This is a genomic window from Parabacteroides sp. AF21-43, assembly GCF_003635435.1.
GTDB lineage: Bacteria > Bacteroidota > Bacteroidia > Bacteroidales > Tannerellaceae > Parabacteroides > Parabacteroides distasonis.
Genome location: NZ_QTMG01000028.1, coordinates 25887 through 41057, shown reverse-complemented (window position 1 = coordinate 41057; position 15171 = coordinate 25887). Strand labels below are relative to the sequence as shown.

The 15171-nt window shown below is 46.7% G+C and carries 12 protein-coding genes; 1 reads left to right on the top strand and 11 read right to left on the bottom strand.

Annotation, left to right across the window (positions count from 1 at the left end):
• Position 1: 1 nt before the first annotated feature.
• From potA to DWX84_RS16950, 11 genes are all read right to left on the bottom strand, one after another.
• Positions 2 to 1390 (bottom strand): polyamine ABC transporter ATP-binding protein, encoded by a 1389-nt coding sequence (gene potA, locus DWX84_RS17005; protein WP_008779618.1) that lies wholly within the window; start codon positions 1388 to 1390, stop codon positions 2 to 4.
• A 315-nt stretch (positions 1391 to 1705) separates the two neighbouring features.
• Positions 1706 to 5149, bottom strand: coding sequence for an alpha-L-rhamnosidase (locus tag DWX84_RS17000; RefSeq protein ID WP_048927810.1), 3444 nt, complete (start codon positions 5147 to 5149; stop codon positions 1706 to 1708).
• Between the two features lie 94 nt (positions 5150 to 5243).
• Positions 5244 to 6644 (bottom strand): class II fumarate hydratase, encoded by a 1401-nt coding sequence (gene fumC, locus DWX84_RS16995; protein WP_048927809.1) that lies wholly within the window; start codon positions 6642 to 6644, stop codon positions 5244 to 5246.
• A 150-nt stretch (positions 6645 to 6794) separates the two neighbouring features.
• On the bottom strand, positions 6795 to 7727 hold the full coding sequence (locus DWX84_RS16990) for a glycosyltransferase family 2 protein (protein WP_008779615.1): 933 nt from the start codon (positions 7725 to 7727) through the stop codon (positions 6795 to 6797).
• A gap of 5 nt (positions 7728 to 7732) precedes the next feature.
• Positions 7733 to 8113 carry a GtrA family protein gene (locus DWX84_RS16985; RefSeq protein WP_005858065.1) on the bottom strand — a complete coding sequence of 127 codons (381 nt, stop codon included), beginning with the start codon at positions 8111 to 8113 and terminating at the stop codon, positions 7733 to 7735.
• The gene (locus DWX84_RS16980) at positions 8100 to 8849 is read right to left on the bottom strand and encodes a hypothetical protein (RefSeq protein WP_005866375.1); all 750 of its coding nucleotides are present in this window, start codon (positions 8847 to 8849) and stop codon (positions 8100 to 8102) included. The genes DWX84_RS16985 and DWX84_RS16980 overlap by 14 nt, the downstream gene beginning before the upstream one ends.
• 89 nt (positions 8850 to 8938) lie before the next feature.
• Positions 8939 to 9940 carry a GRP family sugar transporter gene (locus DWX84_RS16975; RefSeq protein ID WP_005866373.1) on the bottom strand — a complete coding sequence of 334 codons (1002 nt, stop codon included), beginning with the start codon at positions 9938 to 9940 and terminating at the stop codon, positions 8939 to 8941.
• A 6-nt stretch (positions 9941 to 9946) separates the two neighbouring features.
• The gene (locus DWX84_RS16970; RefSeq protein WP_005866371.1) at positions 9947 to 10963 is read right to left on the bottom strand and encodes a nucleoside hydrolase; all 1017 of its coding nucleotides are present in this window, start codon (positions 10961 to 10963) and stop codon (positions 9947 to 9949) included.
• 12 nt (positions 10964 to 10975) lie between these two features.
• Positions 10976 to 12532 (bottom strand): ADP-ribosylglycohydrolase family protein, encoded by a 1557-nt coding sequence (locus tag DWX84_RS16965; RefSeq protein ID WP_122377578.1) that lies wholly within the window; start codon positions 12530 to 12532, stop codon positions 10976 to 10978.
• Positions 12533 to 12553: 21 nt separating this feature from the next.
• A complete protein-coding gene (rbsK, locus tag DWX84_RS16960; RefSeq protein WP_122377577.1) occupies positions 12554 to 13477 on the bottom strand; it encodes a ribokinase in 924 nt (307 codons plus the stop codon).
• A gap of 458 nt (positions 13478 to 13935) precedes the next feature.
• The gene (locus tag DWX84_RS16950; RefSeq protein ID WP_005858079.1) at positions 13936 to 14289 is read right to left on the bottom strand and encodes a helix-turn-helix domain-containing protein; all 354 of its coding nucleotides are present in this window, start codon (positions 14287 to 14289) and stop codon (positions 13936 to 13938) included.
• Positions 14290 to 14455: 166 nt separating this feature from the next.
• On the opposite strand from DWX84_RS16950, the gene DWX84_RS16945 reads away from it, so the two are divergent.
• Positions 14456 to 14986 (top strand): DJ-1/PfpI family protein, encoded by a 531-nt coding sequence (locus DWX84_RS16945; protein ID WP_022191891.1) that lies wholly within the window; start codon positions 14456 to 14458, stop codon positions 14984 to 14986.
• The last annotated feature ends 185 nt before the right edge of the window (positions 14987 to 15171 follow it).

Below are 15171 nucleotides of genomic sequence, written 5' to 3'. Positions count from 1 at the left end.
TTTAAGCATGAATAATTCGAATTTTATCCGGGGCGATCGTTATGCCGACATGGTCTCCATCATCCCAAACATCGTTGGTATCGACAAAGATGTCCTCGTCCCAATCCGTAAACACGGTCAGATGATAATGGTTGCCTTTGTAGAGGATAAATTTCACCTCTCCGGTCAGGCGACCGTCTTCCTCGTTATCCTCCAAGATCACATCTTTAAAATCGATCTCGACTTTCACAGGCGTATTTGGCTCTATATCGGTTACCTCCTTGCATTCGAACGTACAGCCTAGGAATTCCACATGCGTAGCGTCGATGAGCTTTCCCTCGAAGGTATTGCAAATACGCTCTTTCTTCATTACATGGATATCGAAAGGCTTGATAAGAAGCCCGACCTCGCTACCCGCCTCGAACGGGTGGTAATCCTGTACCATAAACTCGTATCCGTTCGGGGTTTGCACCATCATCTCATAATGCACGCCCTTAAAGATGGAGGAGGTTACCGTACCCGTCAGCATCGCCGCCTCCGACGGCTCGAAGATGTAAATATCCTCGGGGCGCAACACGACATCTACCGGCATTTGCTCCCCGAATCCCTCGTCCACGCACTCGAACTCATGACCGGCGAAAGAGACTTGCCTATCCTTGATCATCGTTCCGTTCAAGATGTTACTCTCACCGATGAAATCAGCGACAAACGAATTGACCGGCTCGTTATAAATATCGATCGGGGTACCGATTTGCTGGATCTTTCCCTCGCTCATGACAACGATCGTGTCGCTAAGCGTCAGCGCTTCCTCTTGGTCGTGGGTCACGTACACGAACGTAATGCCTAAGGACTTATGCATCTCTTTCAATTCCATTTGCATGTCCTTGCGCATCTTCAAGTCCAAGGCCGCCAACGGCTCATCCAGCAATAACACCTCCGGCTCATTCACGATAGCGCGAGCGATCGCCACACGTTGCTGCTGGCCACCGGAAAGGGAATCGACATCCCGATCCTCATAGTCTGTCAACCCTACCATTTTCAACGCCTGTTTCACTTTCTTCTCGATCGTGGCGGAAGGAAGTTTCTTCAGCTTCAGGCCAAAGGCGATATTATTGTACACATTCAGATGTGGAAATAAAGCATATTTCTGGAATACCGTATTTACGGGACGTTTATGCGGCGGCGTCTGCGTAATCTCCTTCCCGGACATCGTGATAACGCCCTCGGAGGCCGTCTGGAAGCCGGCTATCAAACGCAACAGGGTAGTCTTTCCGCAACCGGAAGGCCCCAAAATGGTTACAAACTCGCCCTTGCGGACCTGTAAATTTACATCATTCAGCACGGCTTTCTCGCCGAAATACTTCGATACGTGCTCCACGCTGATAATGCGATCCGATTTTCGTATTGACATTCTCGCTTGATCTAATTAGAATTAAACAATCATGAACAATGTTCTTATTTATTTTTGCGCGAATGTACAGATTTTAATAAGGCCGGGCACTATCGTTTTTACAAAATCTGACCTTACACCGGGTGAGAAGCACCGCATTTCTCCAAGATTCGACCTTGCACCCGGTGTAAACCCCGCATTTCTCCGAGATTCGACCGCGCACCCAGCGCAAGGTCAAATATTTCTCCAAGATTCGACCCCGCGCCCGATGTAAGCCCCGCATTTCTCACAGATTCGACTGCGCACCCGATGCAAGGCCAAATATTTTCTAAATATTCAATCCACACATATCCGGTAGCTCCCCGATCTCAATCGGTACACAGCCTTCCCATCCTTCAACCCCACGGACGTGATACCCTCCTGCCCTTTCTCCATACGAACGGACTTCTCCGATTTAGCGGGCAGATATAAAATAGCCGTCGTATTAGCGGGGATGGTTGCCTCGTATATATAGCCCTTCTTTTGGATTTGCCATCCACTCTCGATACGGCCATAGGCAGAATCGTAATGACCCCGGATGAACGAGAAGGTTCCGCCGATACGGGGTTGAAGGATGATGTGCTTATAGGCGGGTTGTTCCTCATCCCGCTGGATACCCAAGGTATAAGCTATCATCCACTCCTCGATAGCGCCATACGAATAATGGTTGAAAGAGTTCATATCCACAGGGCCGAAGCCATTTACCAACGTGTAGGAATTCCAACGTTCCCAAATCGTGGTAGCGCCTTGCAGGACAGGATACAGCCATGAAGGATAGGCGGTTTGCTCAAATAATTTATAGGCGACATCGTCATAACCATTGTCGGATAATACCAAATTCAGGTAAGGCGTACCGATAAAGCCAGTCGTAAGCGTATAATTATGTTTCTTGATATTCTCTACCAGATGCCGGATCGCCAAGGGTTTGTTTTTCTCATTGAACAGATCAAACTGGAGAGGAACCACGTATGAGGTCTGCGTATCTACGATTTTCGCCTCGGTAGCCGCCGTTCCGGGCCACATACCTACTTGCGAGTCCTTACCAAAGATAGATTCCACCGTCGGGGCGAACGTGCGTCCTTCCTCGTTTACGAACAGGTCGTTAAAAGACCTCTTCACGTTCTCGTAGAAAGTACGGAAACGCCTTTGGTCCGCGTCCTTCCCTAAACGTTTCGCTACCTGCTCCATAATCAAAGCGTCGTAGGCGGAGTAAGCGGTGTTCGTCAACATGGAATTCGTCGGCTCGATAGCCAGCCAATCGCCGAAACCACCGAAGGGCTGTACATAGCGTACGGCACGACGCTCCAAATAATCCATATAAGCGACCATGGAAGCGTAATGCTGTTCCAGAATACGCACGTCTCCGTATTGTTGATACATTTGCCACGGTACGATCACGCCGGCTTCCATCCATCCCATGGCACCTCCGCCATCCTCCGCGCCGTGTGGAGGGAAACCGACTACGGGTATATAGTTCGCGTAACTACCGTCATCTCCTTGATTATCCCGGACCGAGTAGAGCCAACGGGTGTAAAACGGATCGACATTCATATTATAAGTAGCCGTACGGGCAAATACCTGCGCATCCCCTGTCCAGCCCATACGCTCATCCCGTTGCGGGCAATCGGTCGGAACCGACAGGAAATTACCCCGTTGGCCCCAGATGATATTGCTGAACAAACGGTTGACACGCTCGTCCGATGTCTCATAACCGCTCGTCCGCGCACCGATAGATTCCAGCACGATCCCTTTCACCGCCTCCAAGGGTAACGGCCTCTCCAACCCGTGAATCTCCACGTAACGGAAACCATGGAACGTAAAGCGAGGCTCATACGTCTCACCCGCCGCATCCCCTCTCAGGATATAGCGATCCGTGGAAAGGGCGCTCCGGTAATTATCCGTATAGACTTGCCCTTTCTTCTCCTTATACATCGCGATCGTGTACGGGGCGACAGGTTCGGTAGGGATCGTTTCCGGATAATTCATCTCCCCGAAACGGATCGTGATTTCCTGTCCGGCCTTTCCCTTGAAAGTCAGACGGGGAACACCGACCATATTCTGCCCCATATCATAGACATAGACGCCGGGGATAGGCTCTACCACGGACTGAGCGGTCAGGGTCACATTATTTTGTATCGGGCTGCCTACATATCCTTGGATCTCCACATTTACCGGAGGAGCGGCGAATAAGGTCGCCGGTTTCCATGACGAGTCATCAAAACCCGGAGCATCCCAGCCGTTCACCTCTTTCCGGGCATCGTATTCCTCTCCATTCTGAAGGCCGTTAAAAGTGATCGGTCCCCGGTCATAACATTTCCAGCTATCATTCGTAACGATCGTCTCACGAGTACCGTCGGCATACTCGATCACGATCTTTCCCAATAAGGACTGGCGGGTTCCGTATTGATCCTGCCAACCGGTAAGGAAACCGCTATGCTCGCTCCACCATCCGGCACCCAACATCGCCCCGATACCATTATCACCCGGTCGTAGCAAACTCGTTATATCATACGTATTATACATGATACGGTAACGGTAATCCGTCCAACCCGGATTCAGATAATCCTTTCCAACCTTCCGCCCATTCACCGAGAACTCATAGATGCCCCTAGCGGTAGCATATAAACGGGCGCTCTTGACCGGTTTCTCTATCTTTATCTCTTTCCGGAGCATGGGAGCGGATACGTTCTCGCCCGGATACCAGACATTGAGCTTTCCCTCCCCTTTCTCCACATAAGTCTCGGCAGGATTGTACAGAAGCGTATTCCACGTATCCTCGCTGATACGCAAGTTGGAGAATGTAGCGGTCTGCCCTTTAGGTTGCAGGAAACCGATCGCATACAAGCGGCAATGATAAACCAACTCTCCATCTGGATAAGGATACACGGTGAAAGCCCCTTCCTTGCCTCCCCAGAAATCACCACGGCTCTTCCGTTCTTTCTCCTCGGGAGTCAAAGAGGAATTCACCAAGGTCTTTCCATCGATCTCTATATCCACGAAATATTTCAAGGCATATTGGGCCGTCGTCACCTTCAACCGGATATGATGCACCTTATGCTTATCCGAGGCTGGGATGATAGAGGCCAGACTTTCCGCCGCATCTTGCCTCGTTTTTCCATCTGTGGTATGACGTAAAATGAAACGGGCGTCCCCCGAACCATTCAAGTCCAGTTCAGCAGACACATAATTATCAGCGTCCCTCGACCCAAAGACAAATACGGCTTTATCATTACCCTCGGCAACCCGCACATCATAGTCGATCACATAATGCGAGCGATATTTGGAGAGTTGTGTCTCCGACGAGCCGATCCAACGGGCGCCACTCCATCCGGAACCCAAAAGACCGGTCTCGAACCACGCAGGCTCAGTGGAGGTAATTTCCGTTCCCGATTCATCCCATACGGAAACTTTCCAATAATAGCGAGTGGAAGGTTGCAATGCTTTTCCTTGATAAACTACGCCGACCGATTCCCCGGAAAGAACCTTTCCCGAATCATAGATATAACGCCCGGCAGCCAATTGCTCCGGACTATCGGCCACCCATAACCGATAAGCCTGTCCACAGGCCCCATAGCGATCGGACTCCATCTGCCAGTTAAAACGTGGCTGACTGACATCAATTCCCAGTGGATTGGTTTGATACTCAACCTGTAGGTTCTTCAATACGGTAACCGCACCCAGAGGTAGCCATCCGGCCAGCAACCCTAAGATTATAGACAAAATACATCGTGTGCTCTTCATAATACAAAGAATTAAAATGATAACGGTACAAAAATATCCATTATCATCTTAACTCTTTGTTTCATTTTTGGGAGAAGATGTAGCAGTTTTGACACTACTCAATCTTTCCTACCATCTTGGACGGGTCTACCCAACGATCAAACTCCTCGGCGGTCACATAACCGGACTCGATAGCCGCCTCCCGCAAAGTCTTATTTTCTTGATAGGCTTTCTGGGCGATAGCGGCGGCCTTGTAATATCCTATTTTCGGATTCAAGGCGGTAACCAGCATTAAGGAGCTATCCAGATGGCGTTTGATGTTTTCGTTCACCGGGGTAATGCCTTTTACGCAACGTTCGCTGAAATTCAGGCAACCGTCACCAATCAAGCGGGCGCTTTGCAAGAAGTTCGAGATAATCACCGGCTTAAATACGTTCAACTCGAACTGCCCGTTGGAGCCAGCTATCGAGATTGTCACGTCGTTACCCATTACTTGAGCGGCGATCATCGTCAATGACTCGCATTGCGTAGGATTCACCTTTCCCGGCATGATGGAGGAACCCGGCTCGTTCTCCGGCAAATGGATCTCACCGATACCGGCACGAGGACCTGAGCCCAACATTCGTATATCGTTCGCGATCTTCATTAAGCTGACCGCTACGGATTTCAAGGCTCCATGCGCCTCAACCAAGGCATCATGGGTAGCTAGGGCCTCGAATTTATTCGGAGCGGTTACAAAAGGAAGCCCAGTCAACTCTGATATCTTCTTAGCGACACACTCGTCATAATTGACCGGGGCGTTAATACCGGTCCCAACCGCCGTACCTCCTAAAGCCAACTCGGAGATATGCGACAGGGAATCCTTTACTTTCCGTATACCATATTCCAATTGAGCCGCATAGCCACTGAACTCTTGCCCCAATGTCAATGGAGTGGCATCCATAAAATGAGTCCTCCCGATCTTCACGATCTTCATGAACTCCTCACTTTTTAGCGCCAACGCACGATACAGACTCTCCAATCCCGGTATCGTCACCTCCGCAGTCACCTTATAGGCGGCAATATGCATAGCGGAAGGAAACGTATCATTGGAGGATTGCGATTTATTCACGTCATCGTTCGGAAGCAGCACTTTCTCCTTATCCGTTAGCTTTCCTCCGCTCAGCACATGTGCCCGGTTGGCGATCACCTCATTGACATTCATATTCGTCTGGGTCCCGCTCCCCGTTTGCCATACGATCAAGGGGAAGGAGTCATTTAATTTACCCGCCAAGATCTCGTCGCATACCTTACCGATCAACTCGCATTTCTCCGGAGACAAGACGCCGGCGTCTTTATTAGCCAAAGCCGCTCCTTTTTTCAAGTAAGCGAACGCCTCTATCACCTCTTTGGGCATCCGGCTAATATCGGTGGCGATCTTGAAATTATTCACGCTCCGTTGTGTTTGCGGCCCATAATAAACGTCCACCGGCACTTCCACCTCACCTAAGGTATCTTTCTCTATTCTATACTTCATGACACATAAGTTTTATTAATCTCTTCTATGTATAAACTATCCGGATATCGAATTGTTTATGTTACATTCACGAGTATATCATGAAAAGACATTTATCATGGAACAGAATTCAGATCATAGAAAAACGGCTTATTTCGCCTCCGATGTTTTTTAATAGTTTTTCTTCTCGTCAATAATGTATTCGGGACGGGCCTTGATCTCGTCAAAGAGGATACCGACATATTGCCCTAACACGCCGACCGTCAATAGCTGCACACCTCCAAAGAAGATAATGGAAGTCATGATAGAAGTCCAGCCAACCTCGGCGTTACTAAAACCATAGATCTTGCCCAACGTGAACCAAACCGCCAAGATTATACCGACCAATACGGATATAAACCCGAGACTCGTCGCCAAACGCAACGGCTTCTTCGAGAAATAAAGCATTGCCGTCGACGCGAATTTCAGCATCTTACTAATCGGATATTTCGTCTCGCCGGCGATACGCGCCTCACGCTCATAATAAAACGGCACTTGGTGGAAGCCCACCCAGCTTATCAAGCCACGGATATATTTTCCCCGTTCCTTAAAACGGTCGAACTCATTCATCACCTTCCGGTCCACTAAACGGAAATCTCCTGTATCCAGCGGGAAATGGACCTCGCTCATATAATTCATCACCCGGTAAAAAGCCTTGGAGGTGAACAGCTTGAAAAGACTCTCCCCTTCCCGTGACTTACGGACGCAATAAACCACGTTGGCATCCTCTCTCTCCTGCACTTCCAGCAGATCCGGAATCAATTCCGGCGGATCCTGCATATCGGCGTCGATGATAATCGCCAAATCAGCGTCACAGTTATTGATACCCGCCGTTACCGCCGGTTGATGACCGAAATTCCGGGAGAAGTGAATCACCTTCACAAGAGGATCGGTAGCGGCTATATGGTCCAACAAAGAACGTGTCTTATCCTGACTGCCATCATTTATATAGATAATCTCCGTAGGGTTCGGCAACTTTACCAAGACCTCTTTCGTACGCCGATACGATTCCTCGATCACGGCTTCCTCGTTATAACACGGGACTATAACCGCTAACTTCTTCATGCCTTTTAAGCTTTAAAGGTATAAAACTTATTTACTAAAAAATTAATCACCGTATAGAAAGCCATTCCAATCAAGTGGTTGTAGTAATGATCGATCGTAAGTCGGGAATTCAAGATCAGTACCAATCCGTACTGTAAGGCATAACAAATAATGAAAGCGATCGTGAACCGAACCGCCCCTTTCGTCCATCCGGTGGAACTTCCCTTGAAAGTCCATTGCTTGTTCCAGATGAAACTGTTTAATATGCCTGCCACATATCCCGTTAAGTTAGATAAACCTTCCCGGCATCCGAAGAGTTTCATCATCACCCAGATAACAATCATCGTTATCAAGGTATTGCTCAACCCGACTACACCATACTTAATAGCTTGCTTAATCGTCTCCATTCTTACTTATAATCTCGGAAATCTCCTCGGGTGTCAATTCCTTGACATTCGTGATCGTGAAAACATTCGAGAGGAAATCGCCGTATTGGTTACATTCATTGATCACCCGGTCCAACGTGGCTTTTATATCCGTACGTACCGGGATCAAGAACACCAGCTCCACATACTGCTCACCGATCGTCAAACGCTCGATCTCGCAGTCCGTTTTCGGCAGATAATAAGCGAACTCCCGCTCGATTGTCTGCCGCTGATATTCTTGGAAAGGTTTCTTGCCTTTAGACGTCATCAAGACATAGAAACGCAGCTTCTCCCCTTTTCCTCCCAAGCCGGTCGAGATATAAATTTGTTTCTCGTCGGAGAAATCGGACTCTAAAGAGATACGAGACTCCATCAAAGCCATGTAGGCCCAATCTGTCACTTCCGGGTCCGGATGCTGGGTGTATTCCTCCAACAATCGGTACGCACGGACGGATTTCGAGGTAGCCAATTGAGATAACAAATATCTCTTCTCGGTCTTGTCCGTGGTTTCCTCCGTCAACAAAGTGTTGTACAGGGTCTCGCACTCATCCTCCGATAAGGGACGGGGAGGCCGGTTTTCCTTCCGTACGTTTTCCGAGTATTTGAAATACTCCATCTGAAGTTCAACCGGCACACGCTGTTCTAGTATATGGAAATGTCCCTCCATCCTGCTGAAGGAATCACGGAACTTTTTGAATACATCACCTTCTTCTTTCATAGATCGTCTTTTTTCGTTATTAAACTCCCATAAACAAGAAACAAGAACAAAGGTAATGTTTTTTCCGGAATAAATAAAAATAACGTTATTTAAGCTCCCGCATAAATTAAGAACCCAAGTCCGATCACGAATAAAATAAACATCCCGACATTCAGACGATTGGAAATGGCTGGCGCTCCCTTGAACTCTTTCCAGATAAGGATGCCCCATAAAGCGGAGACTAGCGTGGCTCCTTGCCCCAATCCGTAAGATATAGCCGCTCCCGCTTTCTCTGACGCTATCATACTGAAAGATTGACCGATACACCAGATAACACCCCCCAATACACCCACGAGATGCGTACTCATATCTCCCTTAAAATAACCGGATATGGAGACAGGCTTACCTTCCACCGGATGTTTCATTGCCAATGTGTTAAATAAGAAATTACTAACAAATACTCCTATGGCAAAAACAAATACGGCGGTATAAGGCGTCAACTTCCCGGGTGCCGGAGAAGCGAAATTCTCCATATCCATGGAAGCGGCGACAAAACGATAGAAAAAGGCCATGATCACGCCGGCCACAACCGATATAAGGATCCCCTTCCCCGATACTTTCTTGGTACCGACCAAGGCTTTCTTATAAGCCAGGCCGTTCAAGATGATGGCGATCGTGATTAAGGCTACACCGATAAAGATATAAGTCGGTTCCCCCTTCGCCGCCCCAAAATAGTTAACCAATACGCCTAGCACCAAGGCCAATCCGATCCCTACCGGAAAAGCGACCGACAATCCGCAAATGGCGATCGCCGCAGACAACAAGATATTGGCAGCATTAAAAATAATACCGCCCAAAAAGGCACTCCCTAAACTAGCGAGATTCGCTTGCGCCAAATCCGGCAGGAAACTGCGTCCTTCCGTCCCGATGCTGCCCAAGGTAAAGCCGGAAATCAGAGAAAAGAGCAAGACACCAATCACGTAGTCCCAATAGAAGAACTCATATCTCCAAGTCTTGGAGGCTAATTTCTGCGTATTCCCCCACGATCCCCAACAAAGCATCGTAACGACACAGAATATGACAGCTAAAGAATAATCTTGTACGATATACATAAAATACTATTTAATAGATGGTTGATGCATCATATAATTCTCTATCAAGGAAGCGACCTCCGTAGGCGGCATCTTCTCGATCAAACGAAGATCACGGCCATTGGGATTTGCCACCCAATTGTTAGTCCCCTCATCATCTACGACATGAAAGGTACCTCGCTCTACATCGAAATAAGGCTCATAACCTTTTATAGCGACCAATACCGCCGTATGATCCCAGCTCATGCGCCCTTCCGGGTCTCCCTCCGCGAAACAAAGGGCATACGCATCTTTTACAGGACTGTTCTCCACGTTCATTTGCACCAGTTTCTTTCCGGTCAAGATTACGTTCCCGATCTCAAAACCGCTAAAGACAATCTCTGTAGGCCATTCATCCGCTACGACTTTAGAGGCAGGGACATCGCAATACACATTAAATTCTTTTCCTTCCGGAAACAGGCCCGCCATAGAAACCAAACGTTTCACTTTCTTGGCGACTAATTCCTTTCCGGAGAGATCGCTATATTCATCAGCTCCCGATTGAAGCAAGTCCCTTAAATTAGAGAAGAAACCAATCGTACAAATAACAACGCTGGTATCCGGTTGTTCGCTCAGAATCTTACGGTACACCTTCAGAGCATCCGGAGCGTCGGAAGTCTTCGCCGTATGATGCGGATAGTTAGCGGGTAACTCGTCAGTCCACTTCGTTTTATGCCAAGTAGTCAAGGAGGCCCCCGGTTCGCTCTTTGGTGCCCCTACCGGTATGTCCGGACGGTTGAAATAAGTATTCAACACCTCAATGCAAGGTACCACCCGCTCATCATGGTTGGAGGAAAGAGTCGCAAGGATATTTACCTGACCGCTATCCGCCAAGGCATGCATCAAGGCCATAGCGCCCACATCATCATAGTCCGGACCTAAATCAGTATCTAGAATAAGATTTACCGGTTGAGGCTTATCGGTTTGAGGAATATTTTTCGACACATTTCCCTTACAGGAAATCAACAAGGCAAATAAGCCCATCAGAAACAATGATTTCTTCATAATCTTTATAATTTATTGGTGAACAATCTCTTTCGGAGCATCCGAGTAAATCAGTATCTCGCTGAAATGAACGGAGACATCATTACGTGGATTTAGCCATTTAAACGTAGCCGTATGTTTTCCCTTGGGCAGCTGATACTTCCAGAACAGGTCGTTCCTACGAGTCGTATAGGATGCCGGAAGGTTCGCCGTCTCAACCAGCTCCCCATCTAGGTACATCTCTACTCTCGCTACGTATTTATCATCTTTAGCGTTCACAAAGCCTTTGAATACGGCGCCTGTTCCCTCAAAAGGCAGTTCTCCTACATCGGGCAAATTCTTATTAACCGCCACTTTCTCTATCGGATACATACCCTCGAAAGCCTTCTCGTAACGAACGGCTACAGGTTGCTGGCATTTGATCGTCACCTCGTCACCTGAAACGGAACCGCCGTTGCGCTCTATCACTTGCAACGCTTGATCGAAGCCCATTTGGTAAGTCTTATTCAATGAGATGGTCGTATAGGCAAAATCCATATTCTCCACTTCTCTCAAGTTCTTCATCCAATAATCCGGTATATGGCTATAACCAAGGATTGTTCCTAAGATACCACCCGCGGAGGCTGGGTTGCAATCCGAGTCTTGTCCGCAACGGGTAGAGATATCCAATGTTTTATAGAAATCTCCCTCACCATAAAGCAAGCCGATAAGAATGTATGCGCTATTGATCACGGCATCAATATTGAACGGAACGAAAACGCCATCCGGACAACCAATATCCGAGCTCCATTTCTTCTCACACTCAAACCAAGTGCGCTTCCAATCGTCCGGATATTCCTTATGCCAGCGGATCACATCGCTCATACATTTATAATAGGTACTTTGCTCCGGTATCGTCTTTAACGCCTCGGTCACGATAAACTCGATATCATCCGAGATAAACGATAACGAATACATCGCCCCGACATACACACCGCCGTACCAACCGTCTCCGTAATTCATGATATGCCCGATCTTATCAGAAATCTCGGAAGCCGTATTCGGCATACCCGGCGACATCAGTCCGGCATAGTCCGCCTCGATCTGATAATCCAGATCATCCGCATGCGGGTTATTCAGCCAATGGCCGGACGCCGGAGGCATGATCCCTTGCAAAATATTATAACGTGCCGACTGGTTAGCATGCCATAACGTATATCCCGCCGTAGCGAACGCCATGGCGAATGAGTCCACAGGAGCGTCCAATCCCAACCGGTCAAAGACATCCACGAATGTAAGGTCCATATAAACATCATCGTACAATCCGGGTACATTCTCGTACCACCACTTGATATATCCGTCCGGCCATACGATCGGTACGTATTCTTGAATCATCGTTCCGTTATATTTGAACTCCGTCGGACCGCCATACGTACAGCCTATGGTTTGTCCGGCCCAGCCTCCCTTAATCTTATCCATCAACTTTTCTTTACTAATCGTAAACTCAGCGGGAACCGTCGTTTGATCCTTTGCCGAGGGTTGTTGGGAACATGAGGTCGCCCCTATAAATAAAGAGGCTACCGCTATCATCGCAAATACTGTTTGTTTCATAATATTAGATTGTTTTTTAGATTAATCAAAGATATCTACCTCATTTCGATAAGGAGCGGAAGATTGCGCTCCCACACGAGTCACGGAAATGGCGGAAGCTTTGCAAGCGAATCTCACGGCTTCCCTTAAATCCCGCCCCTCGGCCAAAGCAACCGTTAAAGCACCGTTGAAAATATCCCCGGCCGCAGTAGTATCAACGGCTTCCACTTTTATCGCAGGAACCATATCTACCATGGAATCACAGTAAATCAAAGCTCCTTTTGAACCTAAAGTAATGATTACGTTCTGTACTCCCATCTCCATTATAACTTGCGCAGCCTTCTCCGCGGAAACCTCATCCGTGATCTTCACGCCGGAGATCATCTCCGCCTCTGTCTCATTCGGGGTAATCATATACAGATGGCGGAGTAACGCAGCCGACAATGGTTGAGCTGGAGCCGGATTTAGTATTACTCGCTTATTTTTCTTCCAAGCTGTCTTTGCGACAAACTCAACAGTATCCATCGGTATTTCTAACTGCATTAATATCAACTCGGCTTGTTCTATAGCTTCCTCTGCCTTCGCTAAATCTGTTGGCAGTAAATTCGCATTTGCCCCAGAAGCCACAACAATACAATTCTCAGCATGGGCATCTACCGTAATCAACGCTACGCCAGATGGATTCTTCGGATCTGAGAAAATATAGGAAGTATCAATCCCCTCTTCCTCAAATAGCCGCTGGGATTGATGCCCGAATATATCACTGCCTGTTTTACAAATAAACGAGACCTGTCCCCCTAACCGAGCAACAGCAACCGCTTGATTCGCTCCTTTCCCACCCGGGTTCATAAAAAATGTTCCTCCTAATACGGTCTCCCCCGGACGAGGAAGATGATTCGTCTTTATGACCATATCGGTATTGCTACTTCCAACAACCAATATATTATGATTCCGTAAGTCTTTCATGCTTTTCTCTTATTAATCATTCGTTTAACAAAAATATCATATATTCCGCTTGGTACACCAGATTTCATGTTAATTTAAATTCATTCACCGATGTCGCAAATATAAAAAGATCCAAAATATAAAAATCATCAATTAATCTTCATCGTAGATAAACCCAAATCGATATATTTGCATCATACAATTTCTCATATTCACTATATATCAAACACTTGATAATATCAAAAGTTCCATGAATAACACATACATATTATTAGTGCTTGTCAATATCTTGACAAAAGCTGAAAAAAGATATTTCCACCTTTACGCAAACCTTCAAAACGGGGATCAGATGTACCTCGCCCTTTTTAATCTAATAGATGCTAATACGTCTCCCGAACAGCTGTATACACGCTTTTGTCAGATTCAAGGTTGAATTAGATAAAGCAAAAAATTAGCGGATAGATTAATGCCAAAGCAAGTCATGACGTATGTAAAACCCGGCTTTCCATAATACCACTCATCTGCTGCAACGCCCAATCCACCAATCCTTGGATATGGGGAATAAGACTTAATCCTCTTTCCGTTAAGCAGTATTCTACTCGGGGAGGAACTTCCGCATAGACCTTTCGTTCGATCAGACCATCCGATTCCAGCGTACGCAAGGTTACGGTCAGCATACGTTGCGATACATCCGCGATGGTTTTATGGATATCACTAAAACGCATGGTACCGTTAGCACTTAAAGTGATAAGCACTAGCATAGACCATTTATCTCCTAGCCGGCTCAATACGTCTCTCACGGGGCAATTCCCCGTCGGATGAAAGTTTTTCATTTTTTAACCTTTTCTATTTACTTGAATCTCAACAATGGTTACATCCATGTAAGTTCCTTATTTATAAGTGCCTCCTTGTTTTCTCTAAAAAAGGGGCTTACTTTTACGCCACAAAAGTAATAAACTTACGAAAAATAACTATTGTATCACTTAATAATTTACGATTATGGCAAAGAAAGTAGCAGTTTTAGCGGTAAATCCAGTAAATGGATTTGGTTTGTTCCAATATTTGGAATCATTTTTCGAGAATGGCATTACTTATAAAGTATATGCGGTAGCCAATTCAAAAGAGATCAAAACGAACTCTGGCATAGCTTTGACAGTAGACGATGTGATCGCTAATTTAAAAGGGCATGAAGATGAATACGACGCAATGGTATTCGCTTGTGGCGATGCGGTTCCTGTTTTCCAGCAGAACGCTAGCAAACAATACAATATCGATCTAATGGATGTGATTAAGAATTTCGGGGAAAAGGGTAAAATTATGATTGGACATTGCGCTGCCGCTATGCTCTTCGACTTCACCGGAATCACGGAAGGAAAGAAGCTAGCGGTACATCCGTTGGCTAAGCCTGCCATTAGCAAAGGACAAGCAACAGATGAGGATTCCGTAGTCGATGGCAATTTCTTTACAGCGAAAGAAGAACATTATATCTGTACTATGATGCCTCAAGTTTTGGAGGCCTTGAAGAAATAAGTTCTAGGACAAATAAAGCCAACTATTTGAACAAGACAAAATGTAAGGGAGGGACTATTCGCATAAATCCTCCCTTACAAATTTCAAATTAGTTAGAAAAATCGGTTACAATCCAATACCTTATCTGTACTTCCAAAGTATCTTAGCTTCATCAGCAAAGTATGTTAAGTTACTTTGCCGATAAA